Consider the following 20,565-nt stretch of genomic DNA (forward strand, 5'->3'; position numbering starts at 1 on the left):
TGCATTTCTTTTAAATTCGGCACAACTTAAATTCCCAGGACTCCCCACAATGAAGCAGTTTGATAAGGATATCCGTGTCGCGGTCAACCCGACCGACCCGATAAGCCTGCGCGCCGCCCTGAACCGATACCAAAATCTGCTGCAAAGCGAAGACGCGTTTCAGAAAGGCATCACCCGCCAGTTCAATATTGAGTTTGAACATGCCGAAGGCCGTCGCCTGCAAATATCCGATGCCGGTGCCAAAAAAGAACTGCTGAGCCAGGCCTTCCGCCTGATCCGTCACGAAGGGCTGCCGGGCAGAATTGAAGCCGACAGCGAGATCTACATCAGTGAACCTCTGTTGTTTGCCGCTGCCCTGAATCTGATAGAACAGAATCCTGCTCTGAATAAAGAGCTGAAAGAAGAGCTGATCGCCACCGCAGAAGCGATCGTCGCCTACGCCCGCAAGCGTAACGACAGCAGCGATTTCTGGGTCGATGACATGTACGCCTTTGGCCTTGAAGCCCTGTACATGCTGGCTCTGGAATACCCGGAAACCCTGCCGCTGTACACCAGCTTTGTGATCCCCTACTGGGATTACGAACACCTGAACAGCCTTGATGGCACTGTGCTGCCTTTTCTGGAAAACGAAGGCTGGAGCGACAACCTGCTGCGCGCCTATCTCTGGTGTGACAACCCCATGTTCCGCAGCCGTTTTAATTTTAACGGCCAGGATGAAGAAGATTTCGAGTCTCTGGCGGAACACCTGCGTAATAACCCTGAACGCTACAACCGTTTTAAAGCGTTGCTGAAAGAACGTCTGCTTGAGCGCCCACTGCTGGCCTATCACGATGACAGCTCTCTGGAAGAGCTGCACCCGGTACTCACTTTTTATCAGTCGCTGGACTTTAACTGGCCGGTGGACGTCGACCGCTATGACGAGGACGAGTGGTACGACGCCGTTAATCAGCAGCCCTTTGGCGGAGATACGGGCAACACGCTGGAAGAGGAAGCACTGGTCCTCTACCAAGCGATCAAAGCAGACGCCACCCAGCCTTTGGTGGTGGTCGCCAATGCCCACCTGCAAAACGATGAGAATGGTGATGCGCTGCATGAACGACAGCTGCTTAATCTGCTGGAGTTTATCGGCTCCCGCCCTCAGGGCCAGCAGCTCAGAGCCTATATCGAGCATAACCTGCAAAACCCTGATCCGGTTGAGCTGTTAAACGGACTGGCCGCCCTGCCCTGCAATAACGAGGGTTATATTGGCGAGATCTACCACGAAGGTTTTCTGCTGAATTTTTCCGACTGGATGGAGCTGCCCTTTGAGATCCGCGAAGTTCAGGAGGGCTTTCACCTGTTCCTGAAAGAGATCCGGCACGAGTTTTTAACCCCCGGCGCTGAACTGCCCGCTCTGGAGCGTCTTTCTGCCGTCGAGCGTCAGGAAGGTTTCCTGCGGCTTGCGGAAGTGTTCTGGCGCTTAATCGGCAAACCTGAGCTGTCACTGGAGCAGCGCCGGGATCTGAGCAATAACTTCGGTTTTATCAGTGAAGAGGCTTTTGCCGAGCGTTTTGAGCAGCAACCGGCGGATGACAGCCAGCATATCGCTGAATTTACCCAGGAAGTGAGATACCTGACCGCCGACGTGATCCGCTTACAAAGGCTGCAGCAACTGGATGAAGCCGCACGCCAGCGTTTAAGCGTGCTTCAGCCTGACCTCTGGCCTGTGAATGCCGCTACCATCACCTACGCCGCCTGGTGCACCACCAACGTCAATCTGCCCGATGGCATCTGTGAAAAGATGGGCCTGTGGCTGAGCCGTGAGCTGATGCCGTTTCTGAGCAAAGCACTGGCCGAGGAGTGTGAGAGCGATGAGGATGATAAAGAATCCTACAGCCACAACCGGGCACGACAACTACAAAAGCAGTTGCCTGAGCCGCTACTGAGCTATCTGACCGTTAACGACGGCGAAAGCGTTGAGCAGAGCCTCGCCTCTGGCCGTCATCAGGCGATGACTGAACAGCTGAAAAAGATCCTGATGATCGGCGGTGGCCGCGAAGGTTGTCGTTTTTCCGATCAGCAACCGGCATACCACCTGTTCTGGCACCGCAACGGCTTCCAGTACGGCATTCTGGCGCTGTTTTACAGTCAGATCGGCGGCTGGATGTTGAACCTGCCGGCAGAAACCGCTCTGCTGAGCCAACGTCTCTGGCGTCTGCTGCTGGCAGTCGCTCCGCAGGCGGTGATTAAACAGGTGATAAAAACCTACAGCGACTACCCGCTTTATCACGCTATTAACGATGAAAGCCTTGAACATGAGGTTTACCAGCAGCTGGAGAAAACCGGTGCCGACAGCGCTGATCTGGAAGTATTTCAGCTGTTAAGTGACGCCCGGGTTGGCGGTTACCGTCCGGCGCACAGCCGTTTCTGGCAGCGCTATGTCGGCATGCTGGATCACTTTGCCGATATCGACCCGGACAGCAGCTCCATGATGGAGGCCGCTGCCCGCAAGCAATACGCCGCCTTTATTACCGCCCTGCAAAAGCGCAGTGAAGCGGAGCGTATTCAGTTCTATCTCGACCTTAAAAGCCGTCATCAGGAAACAGGACTTGAGCACGCCCTCAACCTGCCCTGGGATGATATCAAACACAGCTTTGAACAGAGCCTGACCGGCTATCTGATGCTGCACAGCAAGGTGGACTCCAACCTTGACTGGGAAGAAGAAGCGGCCGCCAAGCGCCAGCAGGGTCAGGAACTGACCACTCAGGTACTGGCGTATCTGAACGCCGAAGAAAAACCGGATCGCAAGGCGCTGCAGAAAACGCTGAAAGACAAGTTGGAACAGCGCCTGAGCTCCTCCTCCGCCGGTGATAATGTCGCCGGTCCCCAGCCCTATATCTGGGCTTTGTTAGCAGACGAACAAAGCAACCGCCTGCTGGAGCTGATGCTGAACCACAGCGCCCGGGGCCTGAAGATGATCGAACAGCTGGAAAGCGCCTACGTGGCGAATCAGATCGCCAGCGGAAAGCTGCCGATGACCGAGCGCCAGAGCCACGACATCATCGGCAATGTCCGCCACGCTGATTATGACGCCAGTCTCCAGCTGCGCCAGCAGGTCACCCTGTGGGCACTGGAACGTCTGGAAAATCTGGACGTGCCCAAAGCCAGCCTGATCGCCTTTGCCTACGATAACGGCGCACTGGACTATATCTCAGAACAGGCAAGTCGGGGGCCTCTGCCCAAGCTGGATAAGGTGGTCGGCAGCAAAGACCGTCAGCAGCTGGCCCAATGGCTGGCATCAACGGATGCGCTTAAGCACGCACCGGGGCTGCAAAGCATGCAGAAAGACAGCTCCAAAGGCGTCAGCCTGATTGTTATCAGCGCGCTGGAAAAAATTAAAAACCTGCTTCAGTCCGGAAAGGGAGAATAAAAATGGCTACAGGAACCCCATCACACGCCCCAATTCTGGATATTCTGCGGGAAAGCAGCGGCTGGAATCTGCTGCGCTTTGTTCAGCCCTGGTCATCCGCTGATGGTCAGGAAAACGGCCGACGTCTGCTCTGGCAGGCGGAACTGACCGGCAGCGACAACCGCTTGCTGGCAGCAGAACTCTTTTTACAACCTGATAGCGACCGCCATCCGTTTCTGGTTCTGGATGATGATGGCCGTCTGTTCTGCGGTATTTTTGATGCCGTTAACCCAGGCGCAAGTAACATTCAACAGCAACATCTGGATCTGAAGGCCTGCCTCCCTTCCGCGTGTTTTACCCCTTATGAAGCACAGCAAATGCCGGAACAGTTCTGGTTCTCCGGTTGTTTTGACCTGGACGTGCTGAAAAACCTGCCAGACCTCTGGCAGGCGTTTCATCTGGATCAGCTGCAGCTGGAAGGCCGTTATAGTTCGGATGAATGCGATATCGTTTTAGGCTGGCGGATTAATACCGCAGCGGCACTTGCCAGCGCAGACCCCGGCCAACTGCTGGAACCGATACAGGCGTTCCAGCTGCCGGAGTTTCACGCCCACAAACATATGCGGGTAACGGCAGCAGGCGATGCGGAACAACAGATTATCTATCTGACCGAAGAAGAACTACCGGAAGAGCTTCAGCCAGGCTCTGATACCCTCTCCGATAACAGTCCCGATAACAACGCGGCCAGCAAGACATCAGGACGCAGAAGACGCCGTCGCAGACGCGAAGAACAGAAAGCGATCGCCTTTTACCGGATCAACAGCCAAAGCGGTCAACACAGCATCCACCTGCTGCGCGGTCCGGATGGTGCTATCTGCCCGGAACTGCCGGATGTGTTCCGTCCGGAACGGGTGATTACCTTAGGCTTTGCACCGCAAACAGATAGCGCCCCACAAACAGGTGCTGGCCCGCAACACTCAGACAAGCCTTTGCCGCTGGCGATTCTGCCCGCGCCGGAAGCCACTCAGACCCTGCCCCCGGCCTCGGATGATGACGAGATTCGGCTGGTTTACGCTATGCGCATTATCGATCTGAACAGGCTTGAAGTGATCTGGCAGGGCCCGGTTAACGCCCTCACTCAGAAAGAAAGCGGCTGTGACGATGACGAATTTGAGCTGCTTTGTCAGCACTTTGACCCGCTTGCAGCCAAAGCTTCCGAAAACGACGACGAAGAGCTCAGCGAAGCACTGGAAAGCTTCTGCGAAGCTCTGTTTGCCAGCGTTCTGACCGATAACAACCGTCTGTTCTGGCTGAACTGGAGCGGCAAGCTGCAGAAAATTGATCTGCAGGGGTTGCTGGGCTCAGTAGCCTCTCCGGAAAACGCTGCACAGTTCAGCAGCTTCTACCAGCTGGAGAAACAACAGACTGAAATATCAGAGTCCGTTGATAACCCACTTAATCATGTTGCCTACCACCGCTATAACTACCAGCTGCAGGCGGTTGCCGGATCAGCTTCTGAAAACCCGAACCGGTTGTTCTTTGAGATGAACATCAATGAACTTCTGTTCGAACAGATGCAGCATGACGCTGAAACAAGCACGAACCCTTACGCGAATCCCCTGAATACCTGGCGCGTGCCCTACCGGAAGCTGAGCAAACCGGAGCTGATTATTGATACTCAGCTGTTTGCCCCCAAACCCGCCAACAAGATCCTGATTGAAGTGGATTATCTGCCGCTGCCGGAAAGCCAGCTGCAGGGCTGTCAGCAACTGGCGGCACAGTTCCGCCTGCTGGACACCCCGGATACGCCCTTAAAAGGTGACCGCTGCCAGCTGCTGTTTACGGACCGGGATGGCCGTGAGGCGGATGAAGAGAGCTTCAGCCAAACAGCATTATCAGGCAGTGCCGCAGCAGAGTGCGCGCCCCTGCTGGCCGAGGTGGTTGAGTGTTTTATCCGCTCCAAAAACCCGCAGTTTCTGCGTGCGGCAGAAAATCTTCCCGCTCTGTCTTACACCGTCAAAGCGCTGGCGGAATACAGCGAGCAATATCTGCCCTTAGTAAACCAGTACCTGACCGTGATTGATGACGACTGCCCTTTCTTCGCCATTGAAGAGCTGCTGCCGATGATCGACCGCAAATACGGGCAAGGCCTGCTGAAAAGCCGGGCCTATAAAAACTTTATTGACGGGCTGATCTGGCCGTTTAACGGCAAAGATTATTAAAAGGAAACGGTTATGTGCCCTACTTTTCAGCATACCGAGTCAAACAGCACACGGAGCGCTTCAGAAGCCTCGGTTCTGCTGCGTGCGCGCAAGCTGGACTACGTTGGCCTGCAGCAGATTCAGGTGATCGTCAATCAGCAACTGCAGCAGCAGTATGAACTGGCAGAGAGCGAAAACTGCAGCCTGCCTCTGCTCGAACTGTTAGAAACGCCCCAGCGCTTTATCGCCCTGCTGCAAAATGGCCTGTTTTTCGCCGCTGATCTGCTGCCAACGGCAACGACAGCGGCAACCGAAACAGTTAGCAGCCCACGCCTGATTCAGCTGCTGCAGCCGCTGGCCAATCTAAAGCTGACCGGCATGCCCGGTGCCTGTTTTGACCCGGCCCGTAACCTGATCTGGGTCTATGGCCGCATCCGGGATCAGAGAGGTCGCGGACAGCACCTGCTGGGTTACGATCTGGATGCCCTGTTAAAGGGTGATAGGGAAGCCGATCATAGCCAACCCCAGCCCGCGCTGAAGTATTCTATCGCCATACCCTATGACGAGGTTGATGAACTCTCGCCGGAGGAAGCCAGCCTGACCCTGCGCAGCGATGGCAAACTGGCACTTTATGCCCGCAACGACAAAGGCCGTTTTGCCGACCGGCGTCAGGGGCTGCTGCTGATCGACCCGGATGCGGATCAGGACTCCGCCTGTCGCTATCTGCCCTGCCCGTTTAAACCGGTCCCGGATGATATTTCCATCAAACCGGCTCTGTTTTACTCAGCAAGTACAAAACAGGTTTTCACTCCGGCAGCAGATGGCGTAGAGATCACCGAGCACAACGGAGAATCGCTCTACAGTTTTGCTCTGACAGCCATTGATTTGGAAGCAGCAGAGTCTGAAATAGAATCTGAAAAACATACCAGCTGGAGTCAGACGGTTCGCCGGATGACCGGCGGTCAGATCGCTGAACAGGATGATGCTGAAAACATTACCGAGGTATTGAACAATATCGCCGAAGGTAACATCCGCTCCTCAGAAAGTGATGAATGGCAGGATTATCTGACCACCCTGAGCAGCGTTTTTGTTGATAGTCGTGTTTTGGTCGATAGCGGCATTTGTGCAGACAGAACTGACACGAGCGATCAGCTGATCTGGCTGGCCTGGCATGATGGCTGTATCCGCGCCCTTAAACGCAACCCGACAAACGGACAGGTGCAGCTTTCCTCCCTGGCACGGCTACAGAGTTTCAGCGATAAAGCCGTTCAGCCCTATTTTATGAATCTTAGCGGGGGTTTTACGCCGGTTCAGATCAAAGGGCTCAGCACAACAGATAACCTCCGGCAGCTGCATCTTCGTCTGGGTGATGACGAAATGGGGCAGGATTTTTACGCTGACCTCTCTGCCCTTATGGATCCGCAGGGTCAGCTGCAGCTCTTCGATGCCGAACAGGCTTTAAATGACACAGAAGCCGGTATCACGCTGCCTTGTTCGCCATACAGCGCAGAGCCGGTTCAGATCGACCCAACCCGTCAGGCAGTGCCCTCTGTTACCGGTCGGATTCAGATCGAAACCACAGATCTGGATACTAATCCGGGTCGCCTTGATGCCCTGCAGCAGGTTCTGACCCTGATGCCGGAAATCGGTCAACAGCTGAGCCATCGCCAGCAACCCCTCTATTTTGCCTTTGCCGATGTTATGGGCTGCGAACAGAGTGAAGCTCAGTTTTTCCCTTATGCCGTGCTCGCCAAAAACACAGACGATGAGCAACCAACGGAAGGCTTCCGCCTGCTGCTGGAGATCGTTCGCCGGTACACCGACATAGTAAAAGTCTTACCGGGTGCAGCCTCAGATGAAACAGCCTCAGATGAAACAGCAATAGCCGCCCAGGGAGCGCCCTTGCGCGATGGGGTTATCACCCTGAGTGAACACGCTGAAGCACTGCCGGTGGTTGCCCAGTACTTTAATACTCTGCCTGTAGAAGAAGCCTTAGTGGATGCCTTTCACATCAGCCGTACATTGCCGGTGATCCGTGAGCTGCATGCCGATACCGCTGCCCTGACAGACTTTCTTGCTCAGCTGCCCTGGCCTTACAACGACAGCAGCTTCAGCAAACCGGAACATGATCCCTACGATGACTGGGGATACGAGGACTAAACATGCCCTATTTTTTTAATGCCGGATGGACTGCGGCTAATCAGACCTCTCAAGCCTTACAGGCCATAGACAGCCTTATCCCTCAGATCATGGCGATCGATCCGGAGAATGGCGCTCCTAAGCTGTACCGTCTGAAGCTCGAACAGGCCGAAGAACAACTGTCGGTAGAAAAACAACAGTCGGAAGAAAAACAAAAGCCCCCAGAACAGCAGCTGCGCCCGGCGCTGACCGGTTTTGCCACCCTGATGCGGGCCAAAGGCAGCGTGCAGCTGAGCGGTTATTTTAACAAGGCGCCCGGCCGTGAGCTGTGCCGTGTGGCTTACGACACCAACGGCTGCCTGACACTGCTGGACGAGAGCAACATGCAGACACAGGAACTGCAGCACTTCGGCAGTGATGTCCGGGCAGAAGTACTCTCCGACGGGCAGACACTGGTGGTGCTTTATCAGCTGCCGGGGGAACATGTTCACCGGCTGGAGTTCTGGGCATTTGATCAGGCTGGAGCCTTAAGCCGCGACCAGAGCTTTACCCTGGACTGGTACGCTGATGAGCCGGAGGATATTGAATATCCTGATGCAGAGCCGATCTATGATCTGCGTTTTAACGATCTGCTGTTTGCCGGTCCCGATAACAGCATCATCCTGATGGCCAGCCGGGAGACCCGTTATACCGATGATGAATACCACCCGCTGCAGTACCTGATCCGGATTGATCGTAACGAAGCCGGTGACAAACTGCTCTTCCGTGCTCAGGATCTGGAAACACCGCCGGAAGACTGGACTCCGGAAAAACCCCGCATCAGCGTAAATGCCCAAACCGGCCTTATGGCCCTGCCTTCGATGCAGATTGAAGTGACAGATGCAGGCATTATCAACTGTATCAATCTGGTGGATCTGAACGCCTTTAACACACTGGAACAGGGCTCCCGTCCGTGGCAGGAAGTGGTGCGTCAGGTTCCGGTACGTCTTATCACAACAGAGGATCTGAACGCTTGTTTTCGTTCAGGCTTTGATCCTGAAGATGAAAGCGATCAGGAAGACTTTATCAACCTGATCTCCGCTATCCGCTTTGCTGATGAAGTACTGCCGGAAGTATCCCCAGCATCTGATCAAGAAAGCTCTGGAGAAGAAAGCAGCGAAACAGAGATCCCGCTCTGGGTAAGCTGGGGCGACAGCTGCCGCAAACTGGTGCTGAGCAAGGACGGCGACACGATCTGGCGGTCCCCCATTATGGGCGCTGCACCGATCAACCGTTTGGAGCCTGAAAAAACGCCCACGGACCGACTGGCTGAGGTTGGCGGTGAATCCACACTGATGGCGCTGGCGGATCTGTCCGCCTCTGTAAACACGTCTGCAGGCAGTGATACTTCCTACCTGCTATTTGAAGACCACTTTGGCTTCAGTGTGCTGAGCTTGTCGGCCGAACAGCTGACGCTACTGAACCACCAGCAAAGCCCGAGTGCAGGCATGACTGATTTTCAGGTGCTGACACAGCAGGAAGTTTACTGGAACCAGCACTGGTCGGAGGCTGAGAACCAAACCGCCGAACAGAAGCTTGAGCTGGCGGCGCTGGGTAAAAACATCATTCAGGTGGATGATCTGCACGATGATGCCGCTCTGCTGCGCGCCCTTGAGCATCTGTGCCAACGTTTTGAGGGAGATATCGATACTCTGTGCAACGGCTCAAGCCTGACACTGGTGTTCAGCGATGGCGAAAACCTCTGGGATGAAGAGGAGTTTTTCAGCAGGGTCATCAAACTCAGTGGTGCCGACCAGTTGATGGCCCGCCTGCTTAAAGCCTTTAACGCCTACGACGGGGCCGACTACTGCTTTACGGATCCCATTTCCCTGCACGGCCGGGAAAACTACGACGGCAAACCGGCCCTGGCGGATTGCGCCCTGCAGCTTGGGCTGTCGGATATCCGCTGGCTTGGTCTGATCGGTGATTATCTCAATGCCATCGACCCGGATCACGAATTCTTCTTTGCCCATACCGGTATCCCTCAGCTGGAAAAGCAGCATGGTGAAACCCCGGAATGGTCCGTTTTTTACAACAGTCTGCCCGCGCCTATGGGCCCGGAAGAAGAGTGGGATGAGGACGATGACGAAGACGACTGTGACGACGAATGGGAAGATGAAGACGAGGACGACTGGGACGATGACGAGCCGGAAGAAAAGCAATGGCCGGATCCCCGCCCGGATGACATCGTTCTAGCGTCTCTGCCAGCCCATCTGCTGCCTCGGCGTAAAGTGCTTCTGGCAGAAGCCCAGCAACGTTTTGACGATGTGATCCAACGTATCGCCAGCTTGTCTGATACCAAAGAAGCGAATCACATGCTGCTGCTCCTGCAGGTGCTGTCTCATAAGGTGGAGATCGACCCGGATATCGCCATCATCACCTTTGAGCGCACGTTTAACGACAGTTTTAAGAGCCAGGAACTGGTCGCCATTGAAGCAGAGCTGGAAGGCTATTTCCGTCACCCTATGGAAGGCATGGTGATGTACAGGGATGGCTATCTGGACCTTAACCAATACCACTTCCTGGAGCCTTTGTTTGCCAAAGCGGTGGAACTGGAAGCCTGGCAGGAGCTGGAGCATTACCTGTTGGGTCAGATCCGTTGGGTAAAAGAGCAGGATCACGGCAACGCCTGGTACGTGGACGATGTGCCTTATGGTAACTACGCTGCCGAAGCTCTGCTGCGCCACGATGTCAGCTACGGGCCGCTGTACGCCGATTATCTGGAAACCATGTTGCTGGATACCCCGGAAGATACCGTGGGCGAATTTCTGCGGGAAATGATTCCGGAGCTGGGTATCAACGAACATACCTACCCGATTCTGCGGGCACGGGCTACCTTTGCTGCCGGTCATACCGGCCATGAGGATTTTGAACAGTGGTGTCACGAGCTGCCGGTGGCCAAGTGGTTAAAAGAGCACAATCTGCTGGAGGATTTCCTGCAGTTCTTTGAAGATGATTACCGAAACTACACCCATGATGAAGACGATATTCAGGAAGAAACCCAACGTATGCGCAAGCTGCTGAGCTGAGAAGGAAAAACCATGTTAACGCTATTTAAGGATATCTTCTGGCGGGATCAGTTCGGCCAAAGCCAGACTATGGGCAAGGAGTCCAAAACTCAGAAGCTGGACCGTGATCGCTATTTCATGGGGCTCAGCCTGCTCTCTACCTTTTACTTTGTCGGATTGTACGGCGGACAGTTTCTCTATCCCTCCTACGACTCAGCCTTTATGGATAACAATTATCAGGTATTCGACCTGATAATTACTCTGTTCAGCCCACACCTTTACTTCGATCCTCTTGTCCTGGTGTTGTGTGTCATGCTGAGTGCCCGAGCCTTTGGACGCTGGCTGGCAGCTCCTGTTGGCCTGATCAGCTTCTGCAATCTGTCGATAATCTCACTGGCACCCAATCTGAAAGATATGGAGCTGGCTCACCCGAATGTCTATCTGACGCTGCTCATTTACGGAGTTCTCTTTCTGGTCTGGCTGATTTTTCAGTTACTGATGCTGGCTCGCTCAGGCTTAAAGCATTATCAGCCGGGGCACCCACTGGTACGCCTTAACCCGAATCTGCCCGCTAAAAAGCAGTTCAACGCCATTCAGTATATGTGGGGCTTTATGCTGCTGGGCACAGCTCTGGTGATCAGTTCATTGGTATTCTCAATGGCGCTCTACATCTTCGGCCATTATCTGAGTATGACTCTGGTCTACGGTGCCATTCTGGTAATCACCCTTGCCAGTCTGGGCTTTTCCTTACTGATTATGGTGAAACGCCTGCGCAATCTGAATAAGAAACCTCTGGGCTGGCTGGCGGCACTTATCCTGATTCCATTAGCCTTTAACGGCTTACAGGCGTTCCTTTATGAGGAGAACTTCTTTGATCTGATGTCGCTCTTCTTTGTCATGTATTTCGCCGTTGCCTTTATGCGCTTTGCTCTGCTGATCGCTCAGGTACTACTGCTTTCTGCTAGCTACAATGGCGGCGCGGATAACGCTGAAGAAAAAACTGTCACTCCTGATGCAGGTGACGCATCTGATAATTCAGCCAAGCTAATGGATGAGTTGAGTACTGCAGAGCCAGCTCGATAATAGCGGTTCTCTACCTCCAAAACAGGAAAAGCCCGCAACTGCGGGCTTTTCGGTCTTTATAGAGAGCTTTTACCACTTCCCGTCACAACGGGCTTGCTTGCCATCGTCATAAAGGTGACCTCTCTGCCATAGTTCCGCCAACTCAGGCTTACTGAGTAGCGGGCTATCGGATCGTTCAGCAATTTCAAAGATCATTACCGGAGAGGTATGCAGCCCACCCTGCTTATAATTCAGGGTTTGCTGACCTTTTCGTCCCTGAAGCCGCATCAACAACTTACCTGCTTTGTCCCTAAGCAGTACCTGACAACCGCTGGCATCATATTCCCAGCGCCCAATCAGCAAGGGCTTAGTGATGTCGTACTGATAGTCAGCCACATAGGACGGATAGACGGGATCAGCAGCTTTGAAGTCATACCCGAGCATCGATTCTGAAGTTTTGCGGATCAGCCGAAACTCACGGATCACATTGGCATAATCCTTCTCACCATTTCGGTAAACAACCTCTTCATCAAGGTTCAGATCAAAGCGCACCGCCAAATTGCCGGTATCCATGGAGGAAAAGAAACTGAGCTGAGAGACAGGAGCGCCCCTATAAGATACTGATGATCGCTCGTTAGGCCCTTAATAAGCCGGAATATCAATCCCAGTACAGGCAGACAAGCCCAAAACAAATAAAACTGCGACAGATACAATAACGGGCGTTTTTAGCGTTTTCTTCACAACGGCAGGCACAAAACCCATGGTTCATCCTTAACAGGGTCAAATTAGAGCAGGAATTCTATCAAGGATTTATCGGCTTCTGGTACCGATCCACTAAAACCTGAGGCGGAAAAGAGAAGCAGCTCACGATACGGAGCTGTAGGGAAGGGTTTTCTCGGGAAAATTATAACAGACCGGTATCCTGCCCGATCTGAGAGACATAGTTACGGGTCTCTTTCGGCGCTTTTTCCAGCCAGCTCCGGCCATATTTCTTTCGGGCTTTACTGACATTGCCCGGCCCCCAGTTATAAGCCGCCAGTGCCATTGGCCAGTCGTTAAACTGGCGATTCAGCTGAGACAGATATCGGGCAGCATAGAAGATACTGTGCTCAGGATCTAACGGGCGGGCTTCCGGATGCCAACGAGGCACAATTTGCGCGATCCCAACCGCTCCGGCAGAACTCACCACCTTGCCGCAGATAATATCTTCACGATAGCGGCATTCCTGATAAATCAGCCGTGCCAGAACACCTGCAGGAATTCCCTGCTGCTGCTCCGCCTTACGGATACTGTTCAGATAGGGGGCGGCGCTTTTCGGTGGTTGCCAGCCCTTGCTGGTTTTAGCATTCTCCGACCAGCCTCTGACTTTCTCAGAAGCCTTCTCCTGCCAGCCTTTTGGCTCACGGGTAACATATTCATCACGCTCGTACTGGCGTTCATTGCTCTGCTCTTTTTTCTTGGCAGAACGCTTTTTATAGGCACCAAACAACCAACGCCCCGCTTTAAAACTTTTTTTCAGCACGCCATAAGCGGTTTTAAGGCGCTTGTAGTTTTTGTAGAGCTTACCGATTCTGAACCACATAACCGATCACACACCTTCAGGAAGAATCACAATGACCTGCTATTAGTCTATGTCAAAGCGCCGGGGTTCCCTGGCTTGTTGATATAAGGGGCTGTTCTGGGAGATTAATAGTAGAGTTTCAGGCAAGAAAAAAGGTGGCTCGTAGCCACCTTTTGGGGATCGGGTCTGCAGACTCAAACCCTGTTAATCCAACACCACCTCACCACTTTCCGGCAGGTTTAACGCCAATAGCTGACGCTCATTATCGTCCAGCAGGCGGGTTGGGCGATTAGCCATCATGTCGTAAACCACGCCGTATTCCAGTACGCGCTGAACATAGATACGGGTTTCTTCGTAAGGAATCACTTCTACCCAGATATCCAGAGGAAGATGACCGCGCTTTTTCAGCCAGCTTTTAACCCGATATGGGCCAGCATTATAGGCGGCTGTGGCGTAGATACGACTGCCATCGAAACGATCCAGCATCTGCGCCAGATAAGCGGTGCCCAGTGCGATATTAGTCGCCGGATTATAAAGCTCTTTGGTCTTTTTCAGGCTTTGACGAATCTTCTTAGCGGTCTGCTTTGCCGTCTTCGGCATCAGCTGCATCAGCCCCATAGCCCCCACACCGGAACGCGCCAGCGGATTGAAGGCGCTTTCCTGACGGGTAATCGACAATGCCCAGTTCAGGGGGATTTTCTGCTTGTCAGAGAATTGCTGGTAAAGATCTGCGTATTCTAGCGGAAATCTCAGCTGCAGATCGTTCCACTTGCGGATCAGCGCCGCTCCGGCAATCGCCTGAGAGTGCCACTGCCAACTACCCGCCAGATGGGACAGGGCATATTTCTGCTCATCATCTAAAGTCGGGAACAGCAGATTCCACTCCTGACGGGCATATTCAAACTCTTCCAGCTGCACCAGTTCGTACATGCGGCGAACCGATGGCAACAGCAGAAGCCCCTGCTGCAAACTGGCGGAGAAGTTAGCCGGCTCATAGTTCAGGTTAAATGGCTGGCCAAGCTGTTCCGAGGCCAGAAAACCATAATAGCTACGATCTACCGCGATCTCGGCAAACAACTGATCCTGCGTCTGACCTGATATATTCTGCTCCGCTACCGCCTGCCAATAGCGCCAGCGACTGGTGATCTTCTCTTCCTCTGGCAATTTAGCGATCAGCGCCTGCACTTCAGGCCAGTTCTGCTGACTCAGCGCCAGACGGATACGCCACTCGGTAATCTCAATATCCTGAAAATCCGGATCAATCTTTGCCACCAGCTCCGGTGCATCATCATAGAAGCGCAACGCCAGACGAACCCCCAGATAGTGATTCAGCTCTGCTTTCTCTTCCGGGGTAAAGTTCAGATGATCCCTTAAGGACAACCAGCGACGGGCCGCTAAGCGCATATCTTTTTGCGCCAAACGACGCACAGCGTAGTCAACAATAATGCGATGGGTATGATTGTTCGGGGAGAAGGTTTTCGGTTTCAGCCAGCGCTCAGGGTTACTACGCACCTGCCACAAAAGACGGGCATTGCGCTTGCCATCCGGCTGGTCGATCTTTTTCTCGGCGTATCGAGCCAACGAGAAATTGCGTTCCCGTACCGCGTTCCAGAAGCGAATCTCAGCAACCGGCGAAGTCAGTCCACCACGACGCTGCCAGTAGGCAAAAACAGAATCACAGCTTTTGGGTTGTGACTCCCCCTGCACCCAGAGTTCTGCCACCTTTTCCAGCTGAGTTGCCAGAATGCCCTGCTTCATATCAGCTTTAAGCATCAGGCACTTGTAATGATTGCCCCTTGGCTGAAACAGTTGATAAGCCTGACGATAACCCGCCCAATCATTACGGGCGGCCAGCGTATTCAGCCACTTCTGTTGCAAACCTTCCGTCACCGGCAGGTGCATATTCTGTTCAACAAAGCGGTTGATCTGCTCTGCCCCCAGAGACTCCAACTGACGGGAAATCACCTGAGCTTCAAGATAGGGCTTTAAGGGATAGGCATCCAGTGCATCCAGATTCTGGCGCACCTGAGACAGACGGCCTTTAGCCACCTGATCGGAAAGTTGTTCAAATAACTGACGCTGTTCTGCCAGTTGAGCGTTGTTATGGAGGGCTGCCGAAACCGGCTGGGAAACAACAAGTAACGCTGCCGCCGTACCCAAGAGCTGGTTACGACCAAAAACGATGGCTCGGGGAATAAAATTCAGTCGGCGGGCCTGCCTGAACAAGGCGGGCCACCTGCCCTGTATCTGCTGATGCATCGGTGTCTCCTTAACGCTCCCTGAAACCTGATCCCGTTCGGAACCAGCCGCTATCCTGAAACCTTCCCTTGGGTATAAATATCCTTAACTACAGGATCTGAATTTCCCACTGAAAGAGACACATCAACACGCGATAACGGACGTTCAGCTTAAGTAAAATCAGTCTGAAAACCTGACATTCAAATAATAATGTAAGAGAAATATAACAATAGCTCAAACGCAGGTTTCAAAAGAGTCTACAAAAAAGCGTGACCGGATGACATAACCCCATAAAAATAAACCTGAAACAGCTAAACGCTGCTTCAGGTTTGCTGATATACCCTAGTGCGCTCTTCACAGATTCCTTACCGTGCTTTTGTTCAGACAAACCGGACAAAGCCTTTCGGAAAATATCCATCAGTTGCCTTTAATCGGTTGCCCGGGTCAGTTCCTGACTAATCTCTGCCACCAGCCTAGCGGCCAGTTTGGCGGTGCGCTGATCTTCATCCAGCAACGGGTTACACTCAGCGATATCAGTCAGTACCACCTGAACATTCGCTGCAGCGGCTTCTTGCAGGATCAGGCGGATGATTTCACACCCGGTCACCGCATCCAGCCCCATAACGGACGGCGCGCTTACACCCGGAGCTACAGCCACGCTGAATGCATCCAGACAGATCGTCAGATAGAGGTAATCCAGCTCTGCCAGATAGTCTTTTATGTCCTGTCGAATGGCTTCCAGATCTGTGGCTTTACAATCACGGTCCAGACGCCATTTGACGCCCTGCTCATGGGCAAATTCAAACAACGCCTGAGTATTAGCTGTTTCATTGACGCCAATGCAGTAGTAATTAAACTCTTTGTTATTGGCATGACACCATTGAGCGATCTGTCGAAACGGCGTACCCGAACTGGGCTGAATATCCGGATTTCGCAGATCCAGATGAGCATCCAGATTGACAATACCAATACGGGCACTCTTCTCTTTAGCGTAAATATGTTGTGCCACGCCCTGGTAACTGCCCCAGGCGATTTCATGGCCACCACCCAGTACAACAGGCTTCAGCTCATTATCCAGCAGGAAGGTGATTTTAGCCGCCAGTTCACTTTGCGCGACTTCCATAGAGGTATCATCACAACTGATATCACCGGCATCCCAAGCCTTAACCGGCAGGTGCCAGGCGGCATTGGACAATGCCCGACGAATGGCAGCAGGGCCTTCTTTAGCCCCCTGTCGCCCTTTATTTCTGCGTACGCCTTCATCGCAGGCAAAACCCAGAATGGCGATAGCATCTGGTTCAAAACCATCCAGCTCAAAACCTTCGGCCTCAAAAGTATCTGCGGGTAATGGGCTGATTTCCTGATGCCAGCGCGTGCTGACACCGGTCTCTTCACTATCAACCCGACCAGTCCATACCGTCATATCTGCGGGGTTACAGGTCATTGACTCACTCCGTTTCTTTCCGAGTCTTGCCCCGCCAGCCAGATTTTTGACGGGCGGTGCATATTAATGCCGTAGCTGAGTTCACTGGGATGCTCGATTGGCCACAACACCAGGTCGGCGTCATAACCCACTTTAAGCACACCTTTGCTGTTTTCTAACCCCAGTGCCTTTGCGCCATGACAGGTGGTGCCTGCCAGTGCTTGCTCCGGAGTCATGCCAAATAACACACAGCTCTGATTCATCGAGAGCAGCAAAGAGGCTATGGGAGATGTTCCCGGGTTCAGATCCGTGGAGACTGCCACGGGAATATTATGTTCAAACAAGGCTTTTATCGGTGGCAGCTGAGTCTCTTTCAGACAATAGAAGGCTCCCGGCAGCATCACTGCAACGGTTCCCGCCTGTTTTAATACCGGTAAATCTTCTTCAGCCAGATATTCCAGATGATCGACAGACAGGGCATTAAACTCTGCCGCCAGTACCGCGCCTTTGAGATCACTCAGCTGCTCAACATGCCCTTTTACTGGCAAACCGTGTTTTACCGCTGCTTCGAATAAACGTCGGGTTTGCTCTGGTGAAAAGCCAATGCCTTCACAGAACACGTCCACAGCATCTGCCAGTTTCTGCTCTGCCACTAAAGGCAGCATTTCATTGATCACAATATCCAGATAGGCATCCGGGTCATGTTTGTACTCGGCAGGAACCGCATGAGCTCCCAGAAAGGTTCGCTTGACCGTCAGCCCGGTATGTTCTGCCAGCTGACCAGCCACCCTCAGCATTCTCAGCTCAGTTTCTGTATCAAGGCCATACCCTGATTTGATCTCTACCGTTGTTACCCCTTCAGCCATCAGACGCTGTAATCGCTTTAAACCTGAAGCGAACAATTCTTCCTCAGAAGCTGCTCTGGTGGCGGTCACGGTACTGACAATGCCACCGCCTTTACGGGCGATCTCTTCATAAGACACACCCTGTAAACGCCACTCAAATTCACGGGCACGACTGCCGCCATATACCAGGTGAGTATGGCAATCAATCAGTCCCGGTGTCAGCCAGCCTCTCTGCCCATCAAGCCGCTCAGTCGCTTCAAACTCCGGAGCTTCTGATGCGGCCCCGACCCAGCTGATACGCCCAGCTGTGACAGCCAACACACCATCCTCTAACTGACCATAGTGTGATGCGGAGTCTGACGCTTCGTAATCCATTGTCGCCAAAGACACGTTGTGTATTAAAAGGTCACAGCGATGAGTACCAGCATTGTTCTGATTCATCACGGTATCCGTTATTGTCATGAGGCACTCTCTTTCTTTTCGCTACTTTCTTATCGCTACTTTCTTTTCGCGATAAGGAGGGGGTATTCTGGTTCGCCCCCCAAATTTGGGTGCTTTGAATTGCAGGTGCTTGGAATTGCAGGTGATACTGAATTTGAATGCCATCCGTTAAACGGATGGCATTCTGTTACCAGCTATCAAAAGGTTAGAAATTCAGGCCTTCGAGTAAGCCATCATCAACCTGATTTGCCAGAGTGACTTTCAGTTTAGGCGTGCGTTCCATTTCGCGCTGAATGGCGAAATTGGCTTCTTTATTCCGCGCCCAGCTGCGTCGTGCGATGCCGTTGTTTACGTCAAAGAAGAGCATATTTTTCAGTCGACGCTCAGCGGCTTCAGAACCATCCAGCAGCATACCAAAGCCACCGTTGATCACTTCACCCCAGCCAACACCACCGCCATTGTGAATCGATACCCAGGTTGCTCCCCGGAAGCCATCACCAATCACGTTATGAATCGCCATATCCGCGGTAAAGCGGCTGCCATCATAGATATTTGACGTTTCACGGTAAGGGGAGTCGGTGCCACTGACATCGTGATGATCACGGCCTAATACCACAGGCCCGATCTCACCAGCTTTAATGGCATCATTAAACGCTTGCGCAATTTCTGCCCGGCCCTGTGCATCGGCATAGAGGATACGAGCCTGAGAGCCAACCACGAGCTTGTTCTGTTTCGCGTCCTTGATCCAGGTGATGTTGTCCTGCATCTGCTGCTGAATCTCTTCCGGAGAATTCCTCATGATGCGTTCCAGCACCTTGGCGGCAATCTCATCGGTTTTATCCAGATCATCCGGATTCCCTGAAGTGCAAACCCAGCGGAAGGGGCCAAAACCATAGTCAAAACACATCGGCCCAAGGATATCCTGAACATAAGACGGATATTTGAAGTCGATACCGTTTTCAGCCATCACATCACCGCCTGCACGCGATGCTTCAAGCAGGAAGGCATTACCGTAATCGAAGAAATAGGTGCCCTTAGCCGTATGCTTATTGACCGCATCGGCGTGGCGTTTCAGAGTGGCCTGTACTTTTTCTTTAAAGACTTCCGGCTCTTCACGAATCAGACGGTTTGATTCTTCGTAGCTGATATCTACCGGGTAGTAACCACCTGACCAGGGGTTATGCAGTGAGGTCTGGTCAGAACCTAAATGAACGAAGATATCTTCAGCCAGGAAGCTTTCCCAAACGTCGACGACGTTACCAATAAAGGCGATGGAGACAACTTCTTCGTTCTCCTGTGCTTTGCGAACACGGGCAACCAGATCCGGCATATTATCAACCAGTTCGTCTACCCAGCCCTGCTCATGACGTTTGATCGCCGCTTTAGGGTTCACCTCTGCACAGACAGTAATACAGTCAGCAATGTTGCCCGCTTTAGGCTGAGCACCACTCATACCGCCCAGACCTGCGGTTAAGAAGATCTTACCTTTCGGGCTTTCACCTTTATTCAGAACTTTACGGAAGGCATTCATCACCGTAATCGTTGTACCGTGAACAATGCCCTGCGGACCAATGTACATAAAGGATCCGGCAGTCATCTGGCCGTATTGGGTCACACCCAGAGCATTAAATTTTTCCCAATCATCCGGTTTGGAGTAGTTCGGGATCATCATGCCGTTCGTCACAACGACTCTTGGTGCTTCTTCAGAAGAAGGGAACAGACCCATCGGGTGTCCGGAATACATGTGCAGCGTCTGATCCGATTCCATCTCACTCAGATACTTCATCGTCAGAAGATACTGTGCCCAGTTCTGGAATACCGCGCCATTGCCGCCATAGGTGATCAGTTCTTCCGGGTGCTGAGCCACCGCAGGATCTAAGTTGTTGTCGATCATAAGCATGATCGCAGCGGCCTGCTGGCACTTAGCCGGATAATCCTCGATTGAGCGCGCTTTTAAGGAGTGTTCAGGCTTGAAGCGGTACATATAGATCCGGCCATAGTCGTTCAGCTCTTTCGCGAACTCAGGGGCCAGTTCTGCATGCCACTCTTTCGGGAAGTAACGCAGCGCATTACGCACGGCCAGCTGTTTCTCTTCCGGACTTAAAATATCTTTTCGTTTCGGTGCCCGATTGGCGTTTTCCGGGTACGGCTTTGCAGCGGGTAAACTCGCAGGGATGCCTTGCTTAATTGTTTGTTGAAAAAGATGGATATCATTCATTG

At 52.9% G+C, this 20,565-nt stretch carries 11 protein-coding genes; 5 read left to right on the forward strand and 6 right to left on the reverse strand.

Annotated elements, in window-relative coordinates; translation table 11 throughout:
• Positions 1 to 49: 49 nt before the first annotated feature.
• From BV405_RS03435 to BV405_RS03455, 5 genes are read left to right on the forward strand one after another with little or no spacing between them, the layout of a single operon-like run.
• Positions 50 to 3,409 (forward strand): hypothetical protein, encoded by a 3,360-nt coding sequence (locus BV405_RS03435; RefSeq protein WP_086479432.1) that lies wholly within the window; start codon positions 50 to 52, stop codon positions 3,407 to 3,409.
• Positions 3,410 to 3,411: 2 nt separating this feature from the next.
• A complete protein-coding gene (locus BV405_RS03440; RefSeq protein WP_086479433.1) occupies positions 3,412 to 5,610 on the forward strand; it encodes a hypothetical protein in 2,199 nt (732 codons plus the stop codon).
• A 12-nt stretch (positions 5,611 to 5,622) separates the two neighbouring features.
• Positions 5,623 to 7,749, forward strand: a complete 2,127-nt coding sequence (locus BV405_RS03445; RefSeq protein WP_086479434.1) for a hypothetical protein — start codon at positions 5,623 to 5,625, stop codon at positions 7,747 to 7,749.
• A gap of 2 nt (positions 7,750 to 7,751) precedes the next feature.
• Complete coding sequence (locus BV405_RS03450; protein WP_086479435.1) at positions 7,752 to 10,796, forward strand: hypothetical protein; 3,045 nt, start codon at positions 7,752 to 7,754, stop codon at positions 10,794 to 10,796.
• 12 nt (positions 10,797 to 10,808) lie between these two features.
• Positions 10,809 to 11,858, forward strand: coding sequence for a hypothetical protein (locus tag BV405_RS03455; RefSeq protein ID WP_086479436.1), 1,050 nt, complete (start codon positions 10,809 to 10,811; stop codon positions 11,856 to 11,858).
• Between the two features lie 69 nt (positions 11,859 to 11,927).
• Here the strand turns inward: BV405_RS03455 and BV405_RS03460 are convergent, their stop codons facing one another.
• The 6 genes from BV405_RS03460 to BV405_RS03485 all read right to left on the reverse strand — a co-directional run bounded on the left by BV405_RS03460 (position 11,928) and on the right by BV405_RS03485 (position 20,563).
• The gene (locus tag BV405_RS03460; RefSeq protein WP_086479437.1) at positions 11,928 to 12,410 is read right to left on the reverse strand and encodes a hypothetical protein; all 483 of its coding nucleotides are present in this window, start codon (positions 12,408 to 12,410) and stop codon (positions 11,928 to 11,930) included.
• Positions 12,411 to 12,741: 331 nt separating this feature from the next.
• Positions 12,742 to 13,419: a lytic transglycosylase domain-containing protein gene (locus BV405_RS03465; RefSeq protein ID WP_086479438.1), complete on the reverse strand. Its 678-nt coding sequence runs from the start codon at positions 13,417 to 13,419 to the stop codon at positions 12,742 to 12,744.
• 183 nt (positions 13,420 to 13,602) lie between these two features.
• Entirely contained in the window at positions 13,603 to 15,624 is a 2,022-nt protein-coding gene (locus BV405_RS03470; RefSeq protein ID WP_176330030.1) for a transglycosylase SLT domain-containing protein, read from the reverse strand.
• A 439-nt stretch (positions 15,625 to 16,063) separates the two neighbouring features.
• The gene (hutG, locus tag BV405_RS03475) at positions 16,064 to 17,080 is read right to left on the reverse strand and encodes a formimidoylglutamase (protein WP_086479440.1); all 1,017 of its coding nucleotides are present in this window, start codon (positions 17,078 to 17,080) and stop codon (positions 16,064 to 16,066) included.
• The gene (gene hutI / locus BV405_RS03480; protein WP_245832225.1) at positions 17,077 to 18,366 is read right to left on the reverse strand and encodes an imidazolonepropionase; all 1,290 of its coding nucleotides are present in this window, start codon (positions 18,364 to 18,366) and stop codon (positions 17,077 to 17,079) included. Before hutI ends, hutG begins: the two co-directional genes overlap by 4 nt.
• A gap of 184 nt (positions 18,367 to 18,550) precedes the next feature.
• Complete coding sequence (locus BV405_RS03485) at positions 18,551 to 20,563, reverse strand: urocanate hydratase (RefSeq protein ID WP_086479442.1); 2,013 nt, start codon at positions 20,561 to 20,563, stop codon at positions 18,551 to 18,553.
• Positions 20,564 to 20,565: the final 2 nt, after the last annotated feature.

It is taken from the genome of Oceanospirillum sanctuarii (assembly GCF_002150805.1).
GTDB lineage: Bacteria > Pseudomonadota > Gammaproteobacteria > Pseudomonadales > Halomonadaceae > Oceanospirillum > Oceanospirillum sanctuarii.